The 14,856-nt window shown below is 64.8% G+C and carries 12 protein-coding genes and 1 pseudogene; 7 read left to right on the plus strand and 6 right to left on the minus strand.

The genetic code is table 11. The annotated features are described in order from the left end of the window. A partial coding sequence (locus tag BGN95_RS04520; protein ID WP_286771745.1) for a TolC family protein occupies positions 1-547 on the plus strand: 547 nt, incomplete at its 5' end. Positions 548-835: 288 nt separating this feature from the next. Here BGN95_RS04520 and BGN95_RS04525 read toward each other — a convergent pair. From BGN95_RS04525 to BGN95_RS04540, 4 genes are read right to left on the minus strand one after another with little or no spacing between them, the layout of a single operon-like run. Continuing rightward, the gene (locus BGN95_RS04525) at positions 836-1,756 is read right to left on the minus strand and encodes an XdhC family protein (protein ID WP_286771746.1); all 921 of its coding nucleotides are present in this window, start codon (positions 1,754-1,756) and stop codon (positions 836-838) included. Beyond that, entirely contained in the window at positions 1,756-3,954 is a 2,199-nt protein-coding gene (locus tag BGN95_RS04530) for a xanthine dehydrogenase family protein molybdopterin-binding subunit (protein WP_286771747.1), read from the minus strand. The genes BGN95_RS04525 and BGN95_RS04530 overlap by 1 nt, the downstream gene beginning before the upstream one ends. Continuing rightward, positions 3,951-4,919 carry an FAD binding domain-containing protein gene (locus BGN95_RS04535; protein ID WP_286771748.1) on the minus strand — a complete coding sequence of 323 codons (969 nt, stop codon included), beginning with the start codon at positions 4,917-4,919 and terminating at the stop codon, positions 3,951-3,953. The genes BGN95_RS04530 and BGN95_RS04535 overlap by 4 nt, the downstream gene beginning before the upstream one ends. Further along, on the minus strand, positions 4,916-5,431 hold the full coding sequence (locus tag BGN95_RS04540; RefSeq protein ID WP_286771749.1) for a 2Fe-2S iron-sulfur cluster-binding protein: 516 nt from the start codon (positions 5,429-5,431) through the stop codon (positions 4,916-4,918). Before BGN95_RS04540 ends, BGN95_RS04535 begins: the two co-directional genes overlap by 4 nt. 179 nt (positions 5,432-5,610) lie before the next feature. Here BGN95_RS04540 and BGN95_RS04545 point away from each other — a divergent pair, with 179 nt between their 5' ends. Continuing rightward, the gene (locus BGN95_RS04545; protein WP_286771750.1) at positions 5,611-5,853 is read left to right on the plus strand and encodes a MarR family winged helix-turn-helix transcriptional regulator; all 243 of its coding nucleotides are present in this window, start codon (positions 5,611-5,613) and stop codon (positions 5,851-5,853) included. A gap of 148 nt (positions 5,854-6,001) precedes the next feature. Here the strand turns inward: BGN95_RS04545 and BGN95_RS04550 are convergent. Both BGN95_RS04550 and BGN95_RS04555 read right to left on the minus strand, forming a co-directional pair. Next, positions 6,002-6,286 (minus strand): annotated as a pseudogene (locus tag BGN95_RS04550) (LysR substrate-binding domain-containing protein); the annotation flags it as partial. A 273-nt stretch (positions 6,287-6,559) separates the two neighbouring features. After that, positions 6,560-7,888 (minus strand): citrate synthase, encoded by a 1,329-nt coding sequence (locus tag BGN95_RS04555; RefSeq protein WP_286771751.1) that lies wholly within the window; start codon positions 7,886-7,888, stop codon positions 6,560-6,562. On the opposite strand from BGN95_RS04555, the gene BGN95_RS04560 reads away from it, so the two are divergent. Genes BGN95_RS04560 through BGN95_RS04580 form a run of 5 tightly spaced genes read left to right on the plus strand, consistent with a single transcriptional unit; the run spans position 7,854 to position 14,792 of the window. Next, positions 7,854-10,799 (plus strand): TonB-dependent receptor domain-containing protein, encoded by a 2,946-nt coding sequence (locus BGN95_RS04560; RefSeq protein WP_286771752.1) that lies wholly within the window; start codon positions 7,854-7,856, stop codon positions 10,797-10,799. The genes BGN95_RS04555 and BGN95_RS04560 overlap by 35 nt on opposite strands. Then, complete coding sequence (locus BGN95_RS04565) at positions 10,799-12,274, plus strand: MFS transporter (RefSeq protein WP_286771753.1); 1,476 nt, start codon at positions 10,799-10,801, stop codon at positions 12,272-12,274. The genes BGN95_RS04560 and BGN95_RS04565 overlap by 1 nt, the downstream gene beginning before the upstream one ends. A gap of 13 nt (positions 12,275-12,287) precedes the next feature. After that, a complete protein-coding gene (locus tag BGN95_RS04570; protein WP_286771754.1) occupies positions 12,288-13,109 on the plus strand; it encodes an alpha/beta fold hydrolase in 822 nt (273 codons plus the stop codon). Beyond that, positions 13,106-14,500, plus strand: a complete 1,395-nt coding sequence (locus tag BGN95_RS04575; RefSeq protein WP_286771755.1) for an acyclic terpene utilization AtuA family protein — start codon at positions 13,106-13,108, stop codon at positions 14,498-14,500. The genes BGN95_RS04570 and BGN95_RS04575 overlap by 4 nt, the downstream gene beginning before the upstream one ends. After that, positions 14,487-14,792, plus strand: coding sequence for a DUF4387 domain-containing protein (locus BGN95_RS04580; protein ID WP_286771756.1), 306 nt, complete (start codon positions 14,487-14,489; stop codon positions 14,790-14,792). Before BGN95_RS04575 ends, BGN95_RS04580 begins: the two co-directional genes overlap by 14 nt. The last annotated feature ends 64 nt before the right edge of the window (positions 14,793-14,856 follow it).

The raw sequence follows: 14,856 nt of genomic DNA on the forward strand, positions 1-14,856 counted from the left end.
CGAGCGCGAGATGGCGGCGGCCAATGCGCGGATCGGGGTGGCGAAGGCGGCCTTCTTCCCCGCGATCACCCTGGGTGGATCGGGAGGCTTCCAGAATACCGCGCTCGCCGGGCTGATCGCCGCGCCCAATCTCTTCTGGTCGATCGGGCCCAGCATCGCGCTCAGCCTGTTCGACGGCGGGAAACGCCATGCCCAGCTTGCGGCGGCACGTGCGGAATGGGCCGAGACGACCGCGCGCTATCGCGCGATATCGCTGGGTGCGTTCCAGGATGTCGAGGATCAGCTCGCCTTGCTCAACCACCTCGGCACCGAGCAGGCGGCGGAGGAAAGGGCAGCGGCCGACGCCGAACAGGCGCAGGCGATCGCGCTCAACCGCTATGTGAAGGGCGCGGCGACCTATCTCGACGTGGTGACGGCGCAGACGGCCGCGCTCAGGATGCGCGAAACCGCTTTGTCACTCGAAACGCGGCGGGTGCAGGCCGCGGTCGGGTTGATCCGCGCCACCGGCGGGGGGTGGTCCAGGCCGGCGACCGACCGACATAGCTGATCGGCCGCACGGCTCGCGGCCGTCAGACAACTCTACCCTGATTCCCGTCTGAAAGCGGCCTGGTCGTAGTCCACGTACAAGCCGTATTTCGGCGCAGAACCAGCCGCCCGCGCAGAACTGTAACGCCAGAAACGAACGCTCGCCCCTATCCGGAACGTGCCGTCCCCTAGTCCGCCGCTGATTGACTGACCCTGGTCGGGAACCGTGGCAATGAAACATGAGCATCACTGATAGCGCAATGCCTTCGGCATCAAGATTAGCCCCTTCGCCGCAGGGCCATCGTTTCTATCAACTCTGTCCATTGAATCGCGCGACGATCGCGGCTGCGATGGAAAGCGCGATCTCTGCCGGCCCGATCGCACCGATATCCAACCCCACCGGTGCATCGATACGGTCAAGCATAAGCGAAGATACCCCCGTTGCCGCCAGTCGCTCGCGCCGCGCCACGTGGCTGCGGCGGCTGCCGAGCGCGCCGACATAACCCGCGCCGGCAGCGAGCGCCGCGATCAGTGCCGGATCGTCGATCTTGGGATCGTGGCTCAGCGCGACGACGGCCGTCGCCGGGCCCGGGTGATAAGCGGCGACGGCATCATCCGGCCAGCGATCGTCGAGCGTCGTCTCGGGAAAACGTTCCTCGGTGAGAAACCTGCCGCGCGGATCGATCACCACCGTCGCGATGCCGAGCGACCGCGCCAGCGCGACCAGCGATTGCGCAATCTGCACCGCGCCGACGATCAGCAGCCGACGGGGTGCGTCATAACGATTGACGAACGCTTCGCCGGCCACAGGCTCGACGCTGCTTGTTCCGCTCGCAAGGTCGGTAAATATGTCCAGCGGACGCCCTTCGGCGCGCGCCGCGCCGATCTGCTCGAACAGGTCGGGCGGAAAGCCTTGCGCCGTTACCGGCTGCACCAGAACCGAGATCTGGCCGCCGCACGGCAGACCGACCTCCCACGCATTCGCGTCCGCCACCCCATAATGTTTTAGTTGGAACGGGGCGCCCGCGATCACCCGTGCGGCGGTATCGAGGATATCGCCCTCCACGCATCCGCCGGAAACCGATCCCTCGAACCGGCCATCGGCATGGACGAGCATATGGCTGCCGCGCGGGCGCGGGGCGGAGCCCCAGGTGGAGATAACCGTCGCCAGCGCCATCGGCGCGTCCTTCCATGCCCGGGCGGCGGCAAGAACAGCATCATTGTCGGCCATCAGATCGGCGGTAGCCCGTTGAGAAGTTTGTCCGGCGTGATCGGCATGTCGCGCACGCGCACGCCGCACGCATCGAAGACGGCATTGGCGACCGCGGCGCCCGCACCGGAAATGCCGAGCTCCCCGATCCCTTTCGCGCCGACCGGATTGGCGTGCCGGTCGACCTCCTCGACGAACCACGCCTCGATCTGCGGCACGTCGGCATTGGTGGGGATGTGATATTCGCCGAAATCGCGGTTGGCGATCGCGCCGGTGCGCGGGTCGATATGGAGCTCCTCATGCAAGGCGTAGCCGAGGCCCCAGATCATCCCGCCGATCGCCTGGCTGCGCGCCGTCTTGTGATTGAGGATACGCCCGCAATCGAACACGCCGAGCATCCGCTTCACGCGCACCTCGCCCGTCACCGCATTGACCCATGCCTCGCAGAATTGCGCGCCATGCGCAGCCTGGCTGAAGCGGCGGTTGTTCGCGCCGGGATGGATCGTGCCGATCGCGACAATTGGCGTATCGCCGACCAAGTCGCCCAGCGGCACGCGGCGATTGCCCGCGATGACGTGGCCGTCCTTGAGCGTCATTTCCTCCGGCGTCGCGCCCATCGCGGCGGCGAGCGAGCGCACGATATCGTCGCAGGCGAGCGCCACCGACGAGGCGGACGAGGCTGCGCCAAACGAGCCGCCCGATCCGGCGCCGGTCGGGAAATCGCTGTCGCCCAGCCGCACGTCGACCGATTCGACCGGCAGCCCCAGCGCCTCGCCCGCAACTTGCGCAAGGATCGTATAAGTTCCGGTGCCGAGATCGGTCATGTCGCTTTCGACTATCGCGCGGCCCTCGCCGGTCAGCGTCACGCGCGCGCTCGAATCCGCCAGAAAATTGACGCGCGCGGCGGTGGCGACACCGTGGCCGACGAGCCACTCGCCTTCGCGGCGCCGCTCGCGCCTGTCCCAGCCGAACCGGCGCGCGCCCTCGTCGAAACATTCGATCAGCCGGCGCGACGAGAAAGGGCGGCCGGTCGTCGGATCGCGCTCCGGCTCGTTGCGCCGGCGCAATTCGATCGGATCGAGCCCCAGTTCGCGCGCCAGCTCGTCCATCGCGCATTCCAGCGCGATCATGCCGACGGCCTCGCCCGGCGCACGGACCGGGCCATGCGCGACGAGATTCACCGGGGCCACGCGCGTCGTGAAACTGCGATGCTCGCCGCGATAGAGCGCGATCGCGCCGAGCGGCACCGGCTCGAACGAATTGGCGCCGACCTTCTGGCTGACAAGGCTATCCTGCCCATAGCCAATCAGCCGCCCTTGCGCGTCCGCCGCCAGCCGGATGCGCTGATAGGTGTCCGACCGGCCATAACAGGCGTGGAAGATCTGCGCCCGCGCAAGCGCGACCTTCACCGGCCGCCCCAGTCGTTTGGCCGCCACCGCCGCCAGCAGCGCATCCGCGCTGACATTCTTGCCGCCGAAACCCCCGCCGATGAACGGCGAGATCAGCCTGATATCCTCCGGCGCGATACCCAGCGAATTGGCAAGCACCGGCCGCGCCTGACGGAATATCTGCATCGAACAGCGCAACGTCAGCTTGTCGCCATGCCATTCGGCGATCGTGCCATGCGGTTCCATCGCGGCATGAACCTGACGCGGGGTGGAATAATCGACGTCCAGCGCCACCGCCGCCTCGGCCATCGCGCGATCGAGATCGCCCTTGACGATATTGGGGAGCAGCGCGCCTTCCGGCGGCCCGAAGGCATCGCCTTCGCCGTCGCGGGTCGCGAACACGCCGTCCTCCGTCGTACAGGTGACGATCACCGCGCGCGCCGCGGCACGCGCCGCCTCGAAGCTTTCCGCGATCGCGACGCCGACAATCTCGCCCCAGCTGTCGATCGTCCCGTCATAGGGCTGCACGCGATCCTGCCCGAATACCGGCGTCTGGCGGGGAAGCGCCTCATCCCCGGCATAGATTGCGAGCACGCCGGGCATGGCCTCGGCATTGGCGGTATCGAACGCCACGACACGCCCCTTGCCGACCGGTGCGGTGATCGCCACGCCCCACACCAGATGCTCGAGCCGATGCTCCAGCGCATAGCGGGCAGCGCCCGTCACCTTGGCGGGGCCGTCGATCCGGTCGAGCGGACGACCGAGGATGCCCTGCACCCCGCGATCGAGCGCGAGGCCGGCGTGCGCCTCGTCCATGCGATATTCGGTCATTGTGTCAAATCCCGAAGCGCGGCGATCAGCAGACGGCGCGCGAGCGGCATCTTGAAATCGTTGTGGCCGGATCCTCGCGCCTCGCCGAGCAATATGTCCGCCGCAGCGGCAAAGACTTCGACGCTCGGTTCCCGGCCGATCAGCGCGGCTTCCACTGCCGGATCGCGCCACGGTCGCGGCGCGAGGCCGCCGAAGGCCAGCGCCGCATGAGCGATCCGCCCGTCGGTCACCTTCACCAGCGCCGCGAGCGAGACCAGCGCAAAGGCATAAGAGGCGCGGTCGCGTACCTTGCGATAGAGGTGTCGCGCACCGGCGACCGGTGGCGGCAATTCGACATGGGTAATGAGTTCGCCGGGCTCGAGGACGGTTTCGATTTGCGGCGTGCTTCCCGGCAGGCGGTAGAAATCCGCGATCGGCAACCGCCGGCACACTCCGCCGGGCATGAGCGTGACGATAACCGCATTCAGCGCCTGCATCGCGACCGGCATGTCGCCGGGATGCGTGGCGATACAATCGTCGCTGGTCCCCAGCACGGCGTGGATACGGTTGAAGCCGCCGCGCGCGTCGCACCCAGCGCCCGGCGAACGCTTGTTGCAGCACGCGGCGGTGTCATAGAAATAATAGCAGCGGGTGCGCTGGAGCAGATTGCCGCCGGTCGTCGCCTTGTTGCGGAGCTGCCCGGAAGCACCAGCGAGCAGCGCGCGGCTCAGCACCTCGTAACGCTCGATCACGCGGCGGTCGGCGGCGAGATCGCTGTTCGGCACCAATGCGCCGATCGTCAGCCCGCCATCGGCGCGGTCCTCGATCCGCGCGAGATCGAGCCGGCTGATGTCGATCAGCCGCTCGGGGGTCTCCACCTCCAACCGCATCAGATCGATGAGATTGGTGCCACCGGCGATGAAGCGCCCGCCAGCCGCGACCGCTGCTTGCGGGCTATCCGCACGCGTGAAGTCGAACGCTCTCACGCCGCCTGCTCCGACTCGATCGACGCAGCGTGAGCCTCGCGGATCGCGTCGACGATATTGGGATAGGCCGAACAGCGGCAGAGATTGCCGCTCATCCGCTCGGAAATCTCGTCGTCATCGAATATCGGGCGCGCAAGATCGGCGGATGCGTGGCTCGGCCAGCCGCGCGCCACCTCGTCCAGCATCCCGACCGCGGAGCATATCTGGCCCGGTGTGCAATAGCCGCATTGATAGCCGTCGTGCCGGACGAACGCCGCCTGCATCGGATGGAGATCGTCGATCGTCCCGAGGCCCTCGATCGTCACGATCTCATCGTCCTGGTGCATCACCGCCAGCGTGAGACAGGCATTGATCCGCCGCCCGTTGACGAGAATGGTGCACGCCCCGCACTGGCCGTGATCGCACCCCTTCTTGCTTCCGGCGAGGCCGAGATGCTCGCGCAGCAGATCGAGCAACGATGTGCGGACGTCGATATCCGCATCATATTGCATCCCGTTGATCGTAAAGTGCATCGCGCCCTCCGTCCGCGACAGCATAACGCCGCTCGGCGGGTTGGTGTCCACATCTTATCTCTGCATCCGTCGGAGAATGCACTCGTCTCCGTCTCGAGGCGACTTTGTGAACGGAGCCCTGGCACACTGCCGTCGGACCGGATCAAGATGCGAGTCGCTGATAGCTGCCAGCAACCGAAATGGCGCAGCTGCTAGCTCGCGTGGAACGCGACAGCCTCGTCCAGCGCAAGCCGGATCCGGCCGATCGGCGGAGCAGTCTGGTATCACTGGCAGAAACGGCACAGGCCAAGTTGCCGAAAGGGCGGGCAATTCTTCAACAGGCTAACAGCGAGATGATGTCGGGCTTCACCAAGGCGGAAGTCGCCATGCTGATCAATCTCTTGCAGCGGGTGACGGCGAATGTCGAAGCCATGGAGCGATAGGCGCCGATTCTGGTTTTCAACAGCTGTTGCGAAAGTCGGGGGTAGTGAATTCAGGGCCCAAGTCGCCTAGAACCGCCGCACGCTAACCACAACAACTGAGGCTTCGCGACCCGCGAGACCAGTATTTTTCGAGGCCGCCTAGCTGACCTCAGCTCTGGCTATGACCACGCGCCATGTCGATCAGAGCCCTGAATGCGGCCGAGGAATTCCGTCTGTTCGGATAATAGAGACATAGAGGTGCCAGTGGCGGCGTCCATTCTTCCAGAACCCGAACGAGACGGCCTGCCTCGATGGCTTCGCGCACATCGGACTCCATGAAGGAGCCGATGCCGATGTGATCGAGCACCGCGATGCGGGAGAGGCTGGCTTCGTCCAGCGTGATCGGGCCTTGAACGTCGATTTGGACGGGCTGACCATCCTTCTCGAATTGCCAGGGCCTCGGATCGTGCTGCAGCCATCCACGGCTCCGAGTTCGTTATTGACGGTGGCACTGTTCCGACCGTCTGAAGCCCTGCCCCGACGTTCGCCCTTCGTGGCGAACGTGCGGAAGTAGCTCCAGGATTAGGCGTCGCAAATAGCAGCTTAGCCACCATTGAAGGCGAGCAATGTCCGCCGTCTGGACCCTAGCCTAGAGCGAGGTGAGCGAGGGCGGTTTCGGGATCGCGTCGAACAGGGTTGAACGACCGAGGTTGAGCGCGTCGCGGTCTCAAGTAACCTGATCCGGAAGTCGCCCGGTGTAGATTGACGCCGGCCGGATCGCCTCACCGGTGCGATATTGTTCGATCGAATGAGCAATCCAGCCGACGCACCGCCCCAGCACAAACATCGAATCCCGCTTATCTTCCATGAACTGACGTCCGGCAAACTCCGACACCAGCGCATAATCCGGATAAAGGCCCCGCGCATCCTCGACGATGGCGATAGCGCGCTTGAGACGTTTCAGGCCGATCGCGTCCCCCATCACGACATCGAGCTGATCGAGCAACGCCCGGGCACGCGGGTCACGGTGGCGGTAGGCGTCGTAGCCGAAGCCGGGTACCTGATCATCCCCCTTTAGCCGGGCGAGCATCACTTCGTCAGGATCGCCTTCACAGATATCGGTCAGCAACCGCGTGATGACATCGAACCGGCCAAGTTGCGTGCGCCGCCCCCCGACCAGCAACAGGCCGGCGGCAACCGACCTGTAGGGTGACACGCCAATGCCTGCAACGCTGCGGACGGCGTAGGTGCTGGGCTCGAAACCGTGATCCGCTGACAGAACGAGCATCCGCCGCACGAAATCCTGCCAGGCGGACGACAGGCCGAGGTGAGCGCCGACCTGCTCATGGATCGGTGCGGCAGATGGCGCGGGGACGCCGAGCTTGAGCGCGGTGAGGCTCCGCAACACATCGGCGCCGCTCGAGGCCATGCCGGCGGGCGAGAAATCGAACGACCGAGGGTTCGCGTCCTCGATCAACGGCAATGCAGCGGCAGCGCGCGCGGTGCCGCTTGACGTGCGCAACGTCGCCGCGACCTGCCGCATCGTCTCTGGAAATATGGGCAGACGATCGGTGAAAACCGCCGCCTCCGGCTGGTCCCACAATAGAGCCGCGACCTGTTCGAGGCTGTGGTGCTCGGCCAGTGCGACTGCGTCCATGCCGCGATAATAAAGCGCATCCGGCCCAATCAGCGAAATCGCCGATTCCGGCGGCGGCGCATTCTCGCGGCGCACGGGCGGTCTTCCTCGCGCCGTCTTCGCACGCTCGATGTCGGTGCGCCAATATAGCCGCTCCCGGCTGCCGGGAACCGCAACCGACCGAATACCGCGCCGGCTGACATAGGCATAGAGGGTCGTACGCGAGACGCCTAGGGCGTCTGCCGCTTCCTGCGCCGAAAGGTACATCTGGCCGTCCTCATCATGTACGGAAATCATCAAGATTGATTCCTTACCCATCCTATCGACAATATCGACGATAGCAGACGAATTGACGGAAATCGTCAACATGTGAGGGGAGGAGTAAATGCTGGTCAGCCGGAGTGCGTTGGCGATCGCCATTGTTTCGGGGACGTGGAGCGGCGTTGCGCGCGCTCAGGACACCGCACCGGCTCCTGCGGCAACCGCGCGAGCCGATACGCAGCCCGATATCGTCGTCACCGGCTCCCGCATTGCTCGGCGCGATACGACATCGCAGACTCCGATCGTCACCATCGGGCAGGAGGCGATCGCCTCTCGCGGGTCACCAACACTGGAGACGACGCTCAACCAGCTTCCGCAGTTCGCGCCGTCCGCGGGATCGGCATCGAGCTTCAACGCGCGCGGCGGGCAGGCTAATCTCAACCTGCGTGCACTGGGAAGCCAGCGGACGCTCGTGCTAGTCGATGGCCGCAGGCTCCAGCCGGCCAATCCGGACGGCTCGGCCGACCTCAACGTCCTACCCTCCGCGCTGATCGAGAGCGTGGAGACGATCACCGGCGGCGCTTCCGCAGTCTATGGTTCGGACGCGATCTCCGGCGTCGTCAATATCAAGCTCCGTCGACGTTTCGAGGGTGTCGAACTGGGCGGCCAGACGTCGATCACCGACAAGGGCGATGCGGCGACGCGTGAGCTTTCGATCACGGCGGGTACGAGTTTCGCCGGTGGGCGCGGCAACGTCACGCTGGCGGCCGTCTATTCGGCGCGCGACAGCCTGGGCTTCCGCGCACGTCCCTATCTCGACGATCAGGCGCTTTCGACCAACACGCCCAACGGCATCCTGCTGGTCAACGCCGCGAACCTGCCGAGCCAGGCAGCAGTCAACGCAATCTTCGCACGCTACGGCGCAGCGACGGGCAGCGTCTCCCGATCGACTGCCCTTAGCTTCAACGCGGACGGCACGATCTTCCGCGCGCAGAACAGCCTGCTTGGCTATAATGGCCCGACGACGGGTATCTACACCACCTACAACAACAGCCTTTATGCCGACACGGGTTATTTCAATTACGCGCAGGTGCCCCTTGAACGCTACACCGGCTACGGCCGCGCGGAATATGAGTTGGGCTCGTCGACCAAGATGTTCGTGCAGGGGCTCTACACCCGCTACGACGCCACGACTGCCGGGCCACCGCCCAATTCAAGCTCCACTTCCTCCATCCTGACGGTTCCCGTCACCAACCCCTTCATTCCGGCGGATCTTCAGGCATTGCTCGCCTCCCGCGCAAATCCGACGGCACCCTTCACGATCCAGAAGAGGTTCGACGTGCTGGGCGCGCGAACCGAGCATGACCGCTACGACGTCTATCAGATCACCGCCGGTGCCGATGGGAAGCTCGGTCTCGGCGATGTCGCGTGGAGCGCCTATGCGACGCTCGGCCGCACGCTCTACACCGCGCACGAGATCAATTATCCCAGCATAAGCGCAGTACAGAATCTGCTGAACGCGGCGGACGGCGGCAATGAATTGTGCTCGGGGGGCTTCAACCCGTTTGGCCCACAGCCGATCTCTGACGCGTGCCGCGCCTATATCGCGCGCAACGCCGAGAGCACGACCAGCCTGCGCCAGTTCGTCGTGGAGGGTACGTTGACCGGTAGCCTGTTCGCCCTGCCCGCGGGGAAGGTACGCTTCGCCGCCGGCGCAGATTATCGGCGCACCTCCTATGCCTTCACGCCGGACGCCGTGATCGCCTCGGGCGACCTCGCCAATTTCCTGCCGACCTCGTCATCGGGCGGGCATGACGCCGTGAAGGAGATCTATGGCGAGTTGCTGATTCCGGTGCTGGCCGATGTACCGATGTTCCGATCGCTCAACGTAGACCTCGGATATCGTTATTCCGACTATCGGATTTCGGGCGGCGCGAGCACCTACAAGGCCGATCTGGACTGGAAACCGATCGACGCGGTAATGGTCCGCGGCGGCTATGCTCGCGCGATCCGCGCACCGAGCGTCGGCGACATGTTCAGCGCGACGACGCTGGACTCAGCGTCGCTCGGTACGCTCGGGCCGATCCCCGGCGGCGACCCGTGCGATATCCGCAGCGGCTATCGCGCGGGGGGCTATGCCGGCGCAACGCAGGTGCGCAGCCTGTGCCTCGCGCAGGGCGTGCCCGCCAATCTGATCGACAGCTATATCAACGGCGCGACCCGCGCGCGGACGATCACAGCGGGCAATCTGGCGTTGAAACCGGAGACGGCGGACACCTTCTCGATCGGCATGGTGTTCGCGCCCGTCCATGCGAGCGGGCTGTTCCGACGATTCACACTGTCGGTCGATTATTACAACATCAAGATCAAGGACGCGCTCGGCAACATCAGCGGCCCGCTCGCTGTCCAGAGGTGCTTCAACGCCGACGGCAGCAATCCGACCTATGACCCGAACAACCAGTTCTGCCAGCTCATCAGCCGCGAATCCGCGACCGGGCAGATCGGCGGCATTTCGAACCCGCGCCTCAATCTCGGCGGCTACAGGACAGCGGGGATCGATATTGCCGCGAGCTGGCCGATCCCGCTGTCGGAATTGGGGCTGAAGAGCGGTACCGTCACGCTGGGCACGGACCTAAGCTATCTCGACAAATTCGAGATCCAGACGCTGCCGGGCGCAGCGTTCCTCGATTATGCGGGCACGATCCAGAACACGCAGATCGACCTGTTCTCTTCCGCCCGGCCACGCTGGAAAGCCACATCCTCGTTGCGTTATTCGGGCGAGGCTTTCGATCTCGGCTTACGCTGGCGCTACATCGGGCCGATGAACAATTCGGGCAATGTCGGCGTGGCCAAGCCGGCGCTGCCCCACACAGCCTCGGTTAGCTATTTCGACCTCGACTTCGGCGTAAAGGTAGCCGGCAATTTCGAGCTGCGCGGTGGCGTAACCAACCTGTTCGATCGCACGCCACCGATTTCGGTGCTGTCGCCGGTCGGCGCCTATACGATCGATCTCAACACCTATGACATCGTGGGACGGCGGATGTTCATCGGGTTCAAGGCGAAGTTCTGATGGCCGACGCCGCCCCCTCCACCACCATGCCGCGCGTCGGCAACGGCACACTGACGCTCTATTCGCTGGGCGCGGTGTCGTCGGGGATCAAGCTCAAGATCCTCGAGACCTTCCTGCTGATCTTCTACAATCAGGCGATCGGGCTGCCGCCGGCTGCGGTGTCCTCGGTAATCCTGATCGCCACGGTGTTCGATACCGTCACCGATCCGGTAGTCGGCTGGTACTCGGATCGCCTGCGCACCCCGCTGGGGCGGCGCCATCCGCTGATGTATGGTGCGGCGCTGCCGCTGGCGATCGCGTTCTTCCTGCTGTGGAACCCGCCGACATCGTTCGGGCACACCGCCACTTACGTGTGGATGATCGCCAGCTATCTGGTCGTCCGTTTCGGCTATTCGCTCTATGAGAACAGTTCCAAGGCGCTCGCCCCCGAGCTTGTGACCGATTATGACCGTCGCACCACGCTGGTGTCGCTGCGCATCTTCTTCCGCACGCTGGCGGGACTTGGGGCCACCGTGCTCGCCTATCAATATTTCCTGAAGGTGGCGCCGGATGGTACCGGCGGCGTAACGGATCGAAACGGCTATTTCGCCTTCGCCCTGTTCTGCTCGGTGGTGATCCTGGTGGTGATCCTGATTTCCGCACGGGCAACGCAGTGGATCGTCCCCTGGTTGTCGAAGCCCGCCCGTGACGGTGGCGGGCCGTGGCGCGCCTTCGGCGAGATGTTCGGCATGTTACGTAACCGTTCCGCCCTCGCGATTCTTTCGGTCGGGATGCTGGTGTCGATATCGAGCGGCGTGCGCAATGGGCTGGAACTTTATTTCGGCCTCTATTTCTGGGGTCTGAGCCAACATCAGCTTTCTGGGATCGCGACGATGACTGCGATCGCCACCTTTGCCGGCGCGGCGCTGGTGCCGGTGGTGGCGCGAAACATGGGCAAGCGCGAGGCGGCGCTCGCGGCTTTTACGCTCGCGGTGCTCTTCGCGGGCCTGCCGATCTTGCTGCGGCTGATCGGCCTGATGCCCGCCAACGGAACGATGGCGCTCTACGCCATTCTGATGGCCGATATCTTCGTCTCGAGCGTGCTCTACGTGATGACCGCCGTGCTGCTGAACTCGATGTTGGCGGATGTAACCGATGAACTGGCGGTCGCCACCGGCCGTCGTTCCGAAGGCTTGCTGTTCGCCGCGGATGGCTTCTTCACCAAGGCAGTATCGGGTTTCGGTGTGATGATCTCGGGCGGCCTGCTGGCGTTCATCGCTTTCCCGGCGCACGCGCACGCAGCGACGGTCCCGGCTGCAACCCTTTGGTGGCTCGGCGCTCTCTATCTACCGATCGTGATATTGGTGAACGCCGCCGCCATCGCGATGGTCTGGATGTTCCGCATCGATCGCCACCGGCACGAGGAAAACCTCCGCACCCTGGCCGAGGATGCTGCGAAACGGACCGCCGAGCCCGCTCCCTCCGCGCTTACCTGAGGACTGACATGCCATGCCCGCCTCTTCCGACCCCCGCCTTAGATTCCCGAAAGCGCAGATCGCCTACGCGGCAGACCCGCGCTTCTCTTATTGCCTCCATCTACCGACAGCGCTGCTGGAAGATCCCAAGGGGTTCCGCCTGCTGATCGCCGTCCACGGCTCCGCGCGCGGCTGCATGGCCTATCGCGACGCGCTCGCGCCATTCGCCGATCGCAACCGTTATGTCGTGCTTGCGCCCCTGTTCCCGGTCGGCGCGCTGGGGGACGGCAATCCTGACGGGTATAAATATATCGCGGAGGGCAGCATCCGCTATGATCGCATCCTGCTCGGCATGATTGCGGAGGTGGAAGCGTTGCTCGGCATTGCCTTCCCTCGTTTCGACCTGTTCGGCTTCTCCGGCGGCGGGCATTTTGCGCACCGCTTCTACTATCTGCATCCCGATCGGCTCGCATCCGTATCGGTCGGTGCGCCGGGAGGAGTCACGCTGATCGACGACAGCCGGGACTTTTGGATCGGCACGCGCGATTTCGCGCAGCGCTTTGGCGCGCCGCTCGATCTGGAGGCGATGCGCAAGGTGCCCTCGCAACTAATTATCGGCGAACTCGATACCGAGGAGTTCGTCTATCCGTCGGGCTTCGCCGCCCATTCGGCCGACATGGCATCGCTCGGGCGCAACCGGTTGGAGCGTAACGCCACCCTGCTCCGCAACTGGCTTGAGCACAGCATGCCCGCGGCGCAGACAATCGTCCCCGGCATCGCCCACGCCGGCCTGAGCGCAACCCCTGCGGTCGAACGCTTCCTCGAAAATCTTGTGAACCTGCAGGCACCAGCATGACCCGACTGACCAACACAGTGAACGTGATCGTGCCCGTGGGGGCGCTGGGCACCGGCGTACGCGCATCGAACCTGGAGGAGGGGCTGGCGCTTGGCGCAGACGCGATCGCATGTGACGCGGGTTCGACCGATAGCGGCCCCGCATATCTCGCCACCGCACAATCCAAATATTCGCGCGACGCGGTGAAGGCTGATCTGCGCCTGCTTATGCTCGCGCAGGCAAAAGCCCGGATACCGTTGCTGATCGGATCGTGCGGGACGAGCGGTGCCGACGCCGCGCTCGACTGGACCCGCGACATCGCGATCGAGATCGCCCGGGAGGAGGGTCTCTCGCCACGGATCGCCCTGCTCTATTCGGAGCAGCGGCCCGCCGACATGGCGGCTGCTGCCGCCGCCGGTGCGATCACGCCGCTCGCGCCAATGACGACGGTCGATCCGGCGATGTTCGCGGCGTGCGACCATATCGTCGCGCTGATGGGACCGGAGCCATATGTCGCCGCGATCGAGGCGGGTGCGGACATCGTGCTCGGCGGACGCACCACCGACACTGCTGTGCTCGCCGCGATCCCATTGATGAAGGGTGCGGATGTGGGCTCGGCCTGGCATGCAGCGAAGATCGCCGAGTGCGGCGGCTTGTGCACTCGCAACCCGCGCGAGGGCGGCGTGCTGATCCGCATCGGCACGGAAGCGTTCGAGATCGAGCCGCTCGACGCCGCCAACGTCTGCGATCCCTATTCGGCGTCGTCGCACATGCTCTACGAGAACAGCGACCCCTTCCATCTGGTCGAGCCCGGCGGAATCCTCGACGTGACGGAAGCACGCTATCGCGCCGTCGACGATCGCGTGGTGCAGGTGCGGGGCTCGCGCTTCGATCCGCGTCCTTATACGATGAAGCTGGAGGGCGCTGCGGGCGGCCCGTTCCAGACGATCATGCTGGTCGGTATCCAGGACCCGAAGGTCCTGGGCGAAATCGACCGCTTTCTCGCACAGATGCAGGAAATGATGACGGCCCGCATCTACGCCGTGCTCGGCAAGGCGATCGGCGATTTCAACATCTCGCTGCGCGCCTATGGCTGGAATGCGGTATCCGGCACGACGGTGGCCCCGCCCGCCACGCCACCGCGCGAGGTCGGGCTGCTGTTCGTCGCCACCGCGCGGACGCAGGACTTGGCCACGCTGATCGCCAAGACCTGCAATCCGCTGTTCTTCCACATGCCGCTCGATCGCGAGATGGAATTGCCGAGCTACGGCTTCCCCTTCTCCCCCGCCGAGATCGGGCGCGGGCGCGTGTTCGAGTTCAAGCTGAACCACGTCATCCGGGTCGATGATCCGATGGCGCTGGTACGCACCGTCATGATCGAAAGCGCGGAGTTCGCCGATGCCCAGGGTTAATGAGATCTGCCGATACATACGCTCGAAGAACGCCGGCCCGTTCTGGATTACGGTGGATCTGTTCTTCAAGGATCGGAGCTCGTTCGATCTTTATGCGCGGTCCGAGGCTCTTTCTGCCGGGCGGTTAGCCGGGATTTTCGGGGTACCGGAAGATTCGGTGAAATGGTTCGCTGTCCCCGATCTCAATGTCGTCAAATTCTCTTACCCGCGAACCGCGCCTCAGGGCGGCATGATCGAACGCGATATGCATGGCGGACAGCAATTCGCGCGCTTGCTGGAGATCGTGGCATAGCCACGAGTGTCGACGAAGCGCCCGTTGGCCCGGCCGCTTCTGGAAATCGGGTGAGGGTGATCGA

Source organism: Sphingomonas sp. 66-10 (assembly GCF_001897045.1).
Taxonomy (GTDB): Bacteria; Pseudomonadota; Alphaproteobacteria; order Sphingomonadales; family Sphingomonadaceae; genus Sphingomonas; species Sphingomonas lycopersici.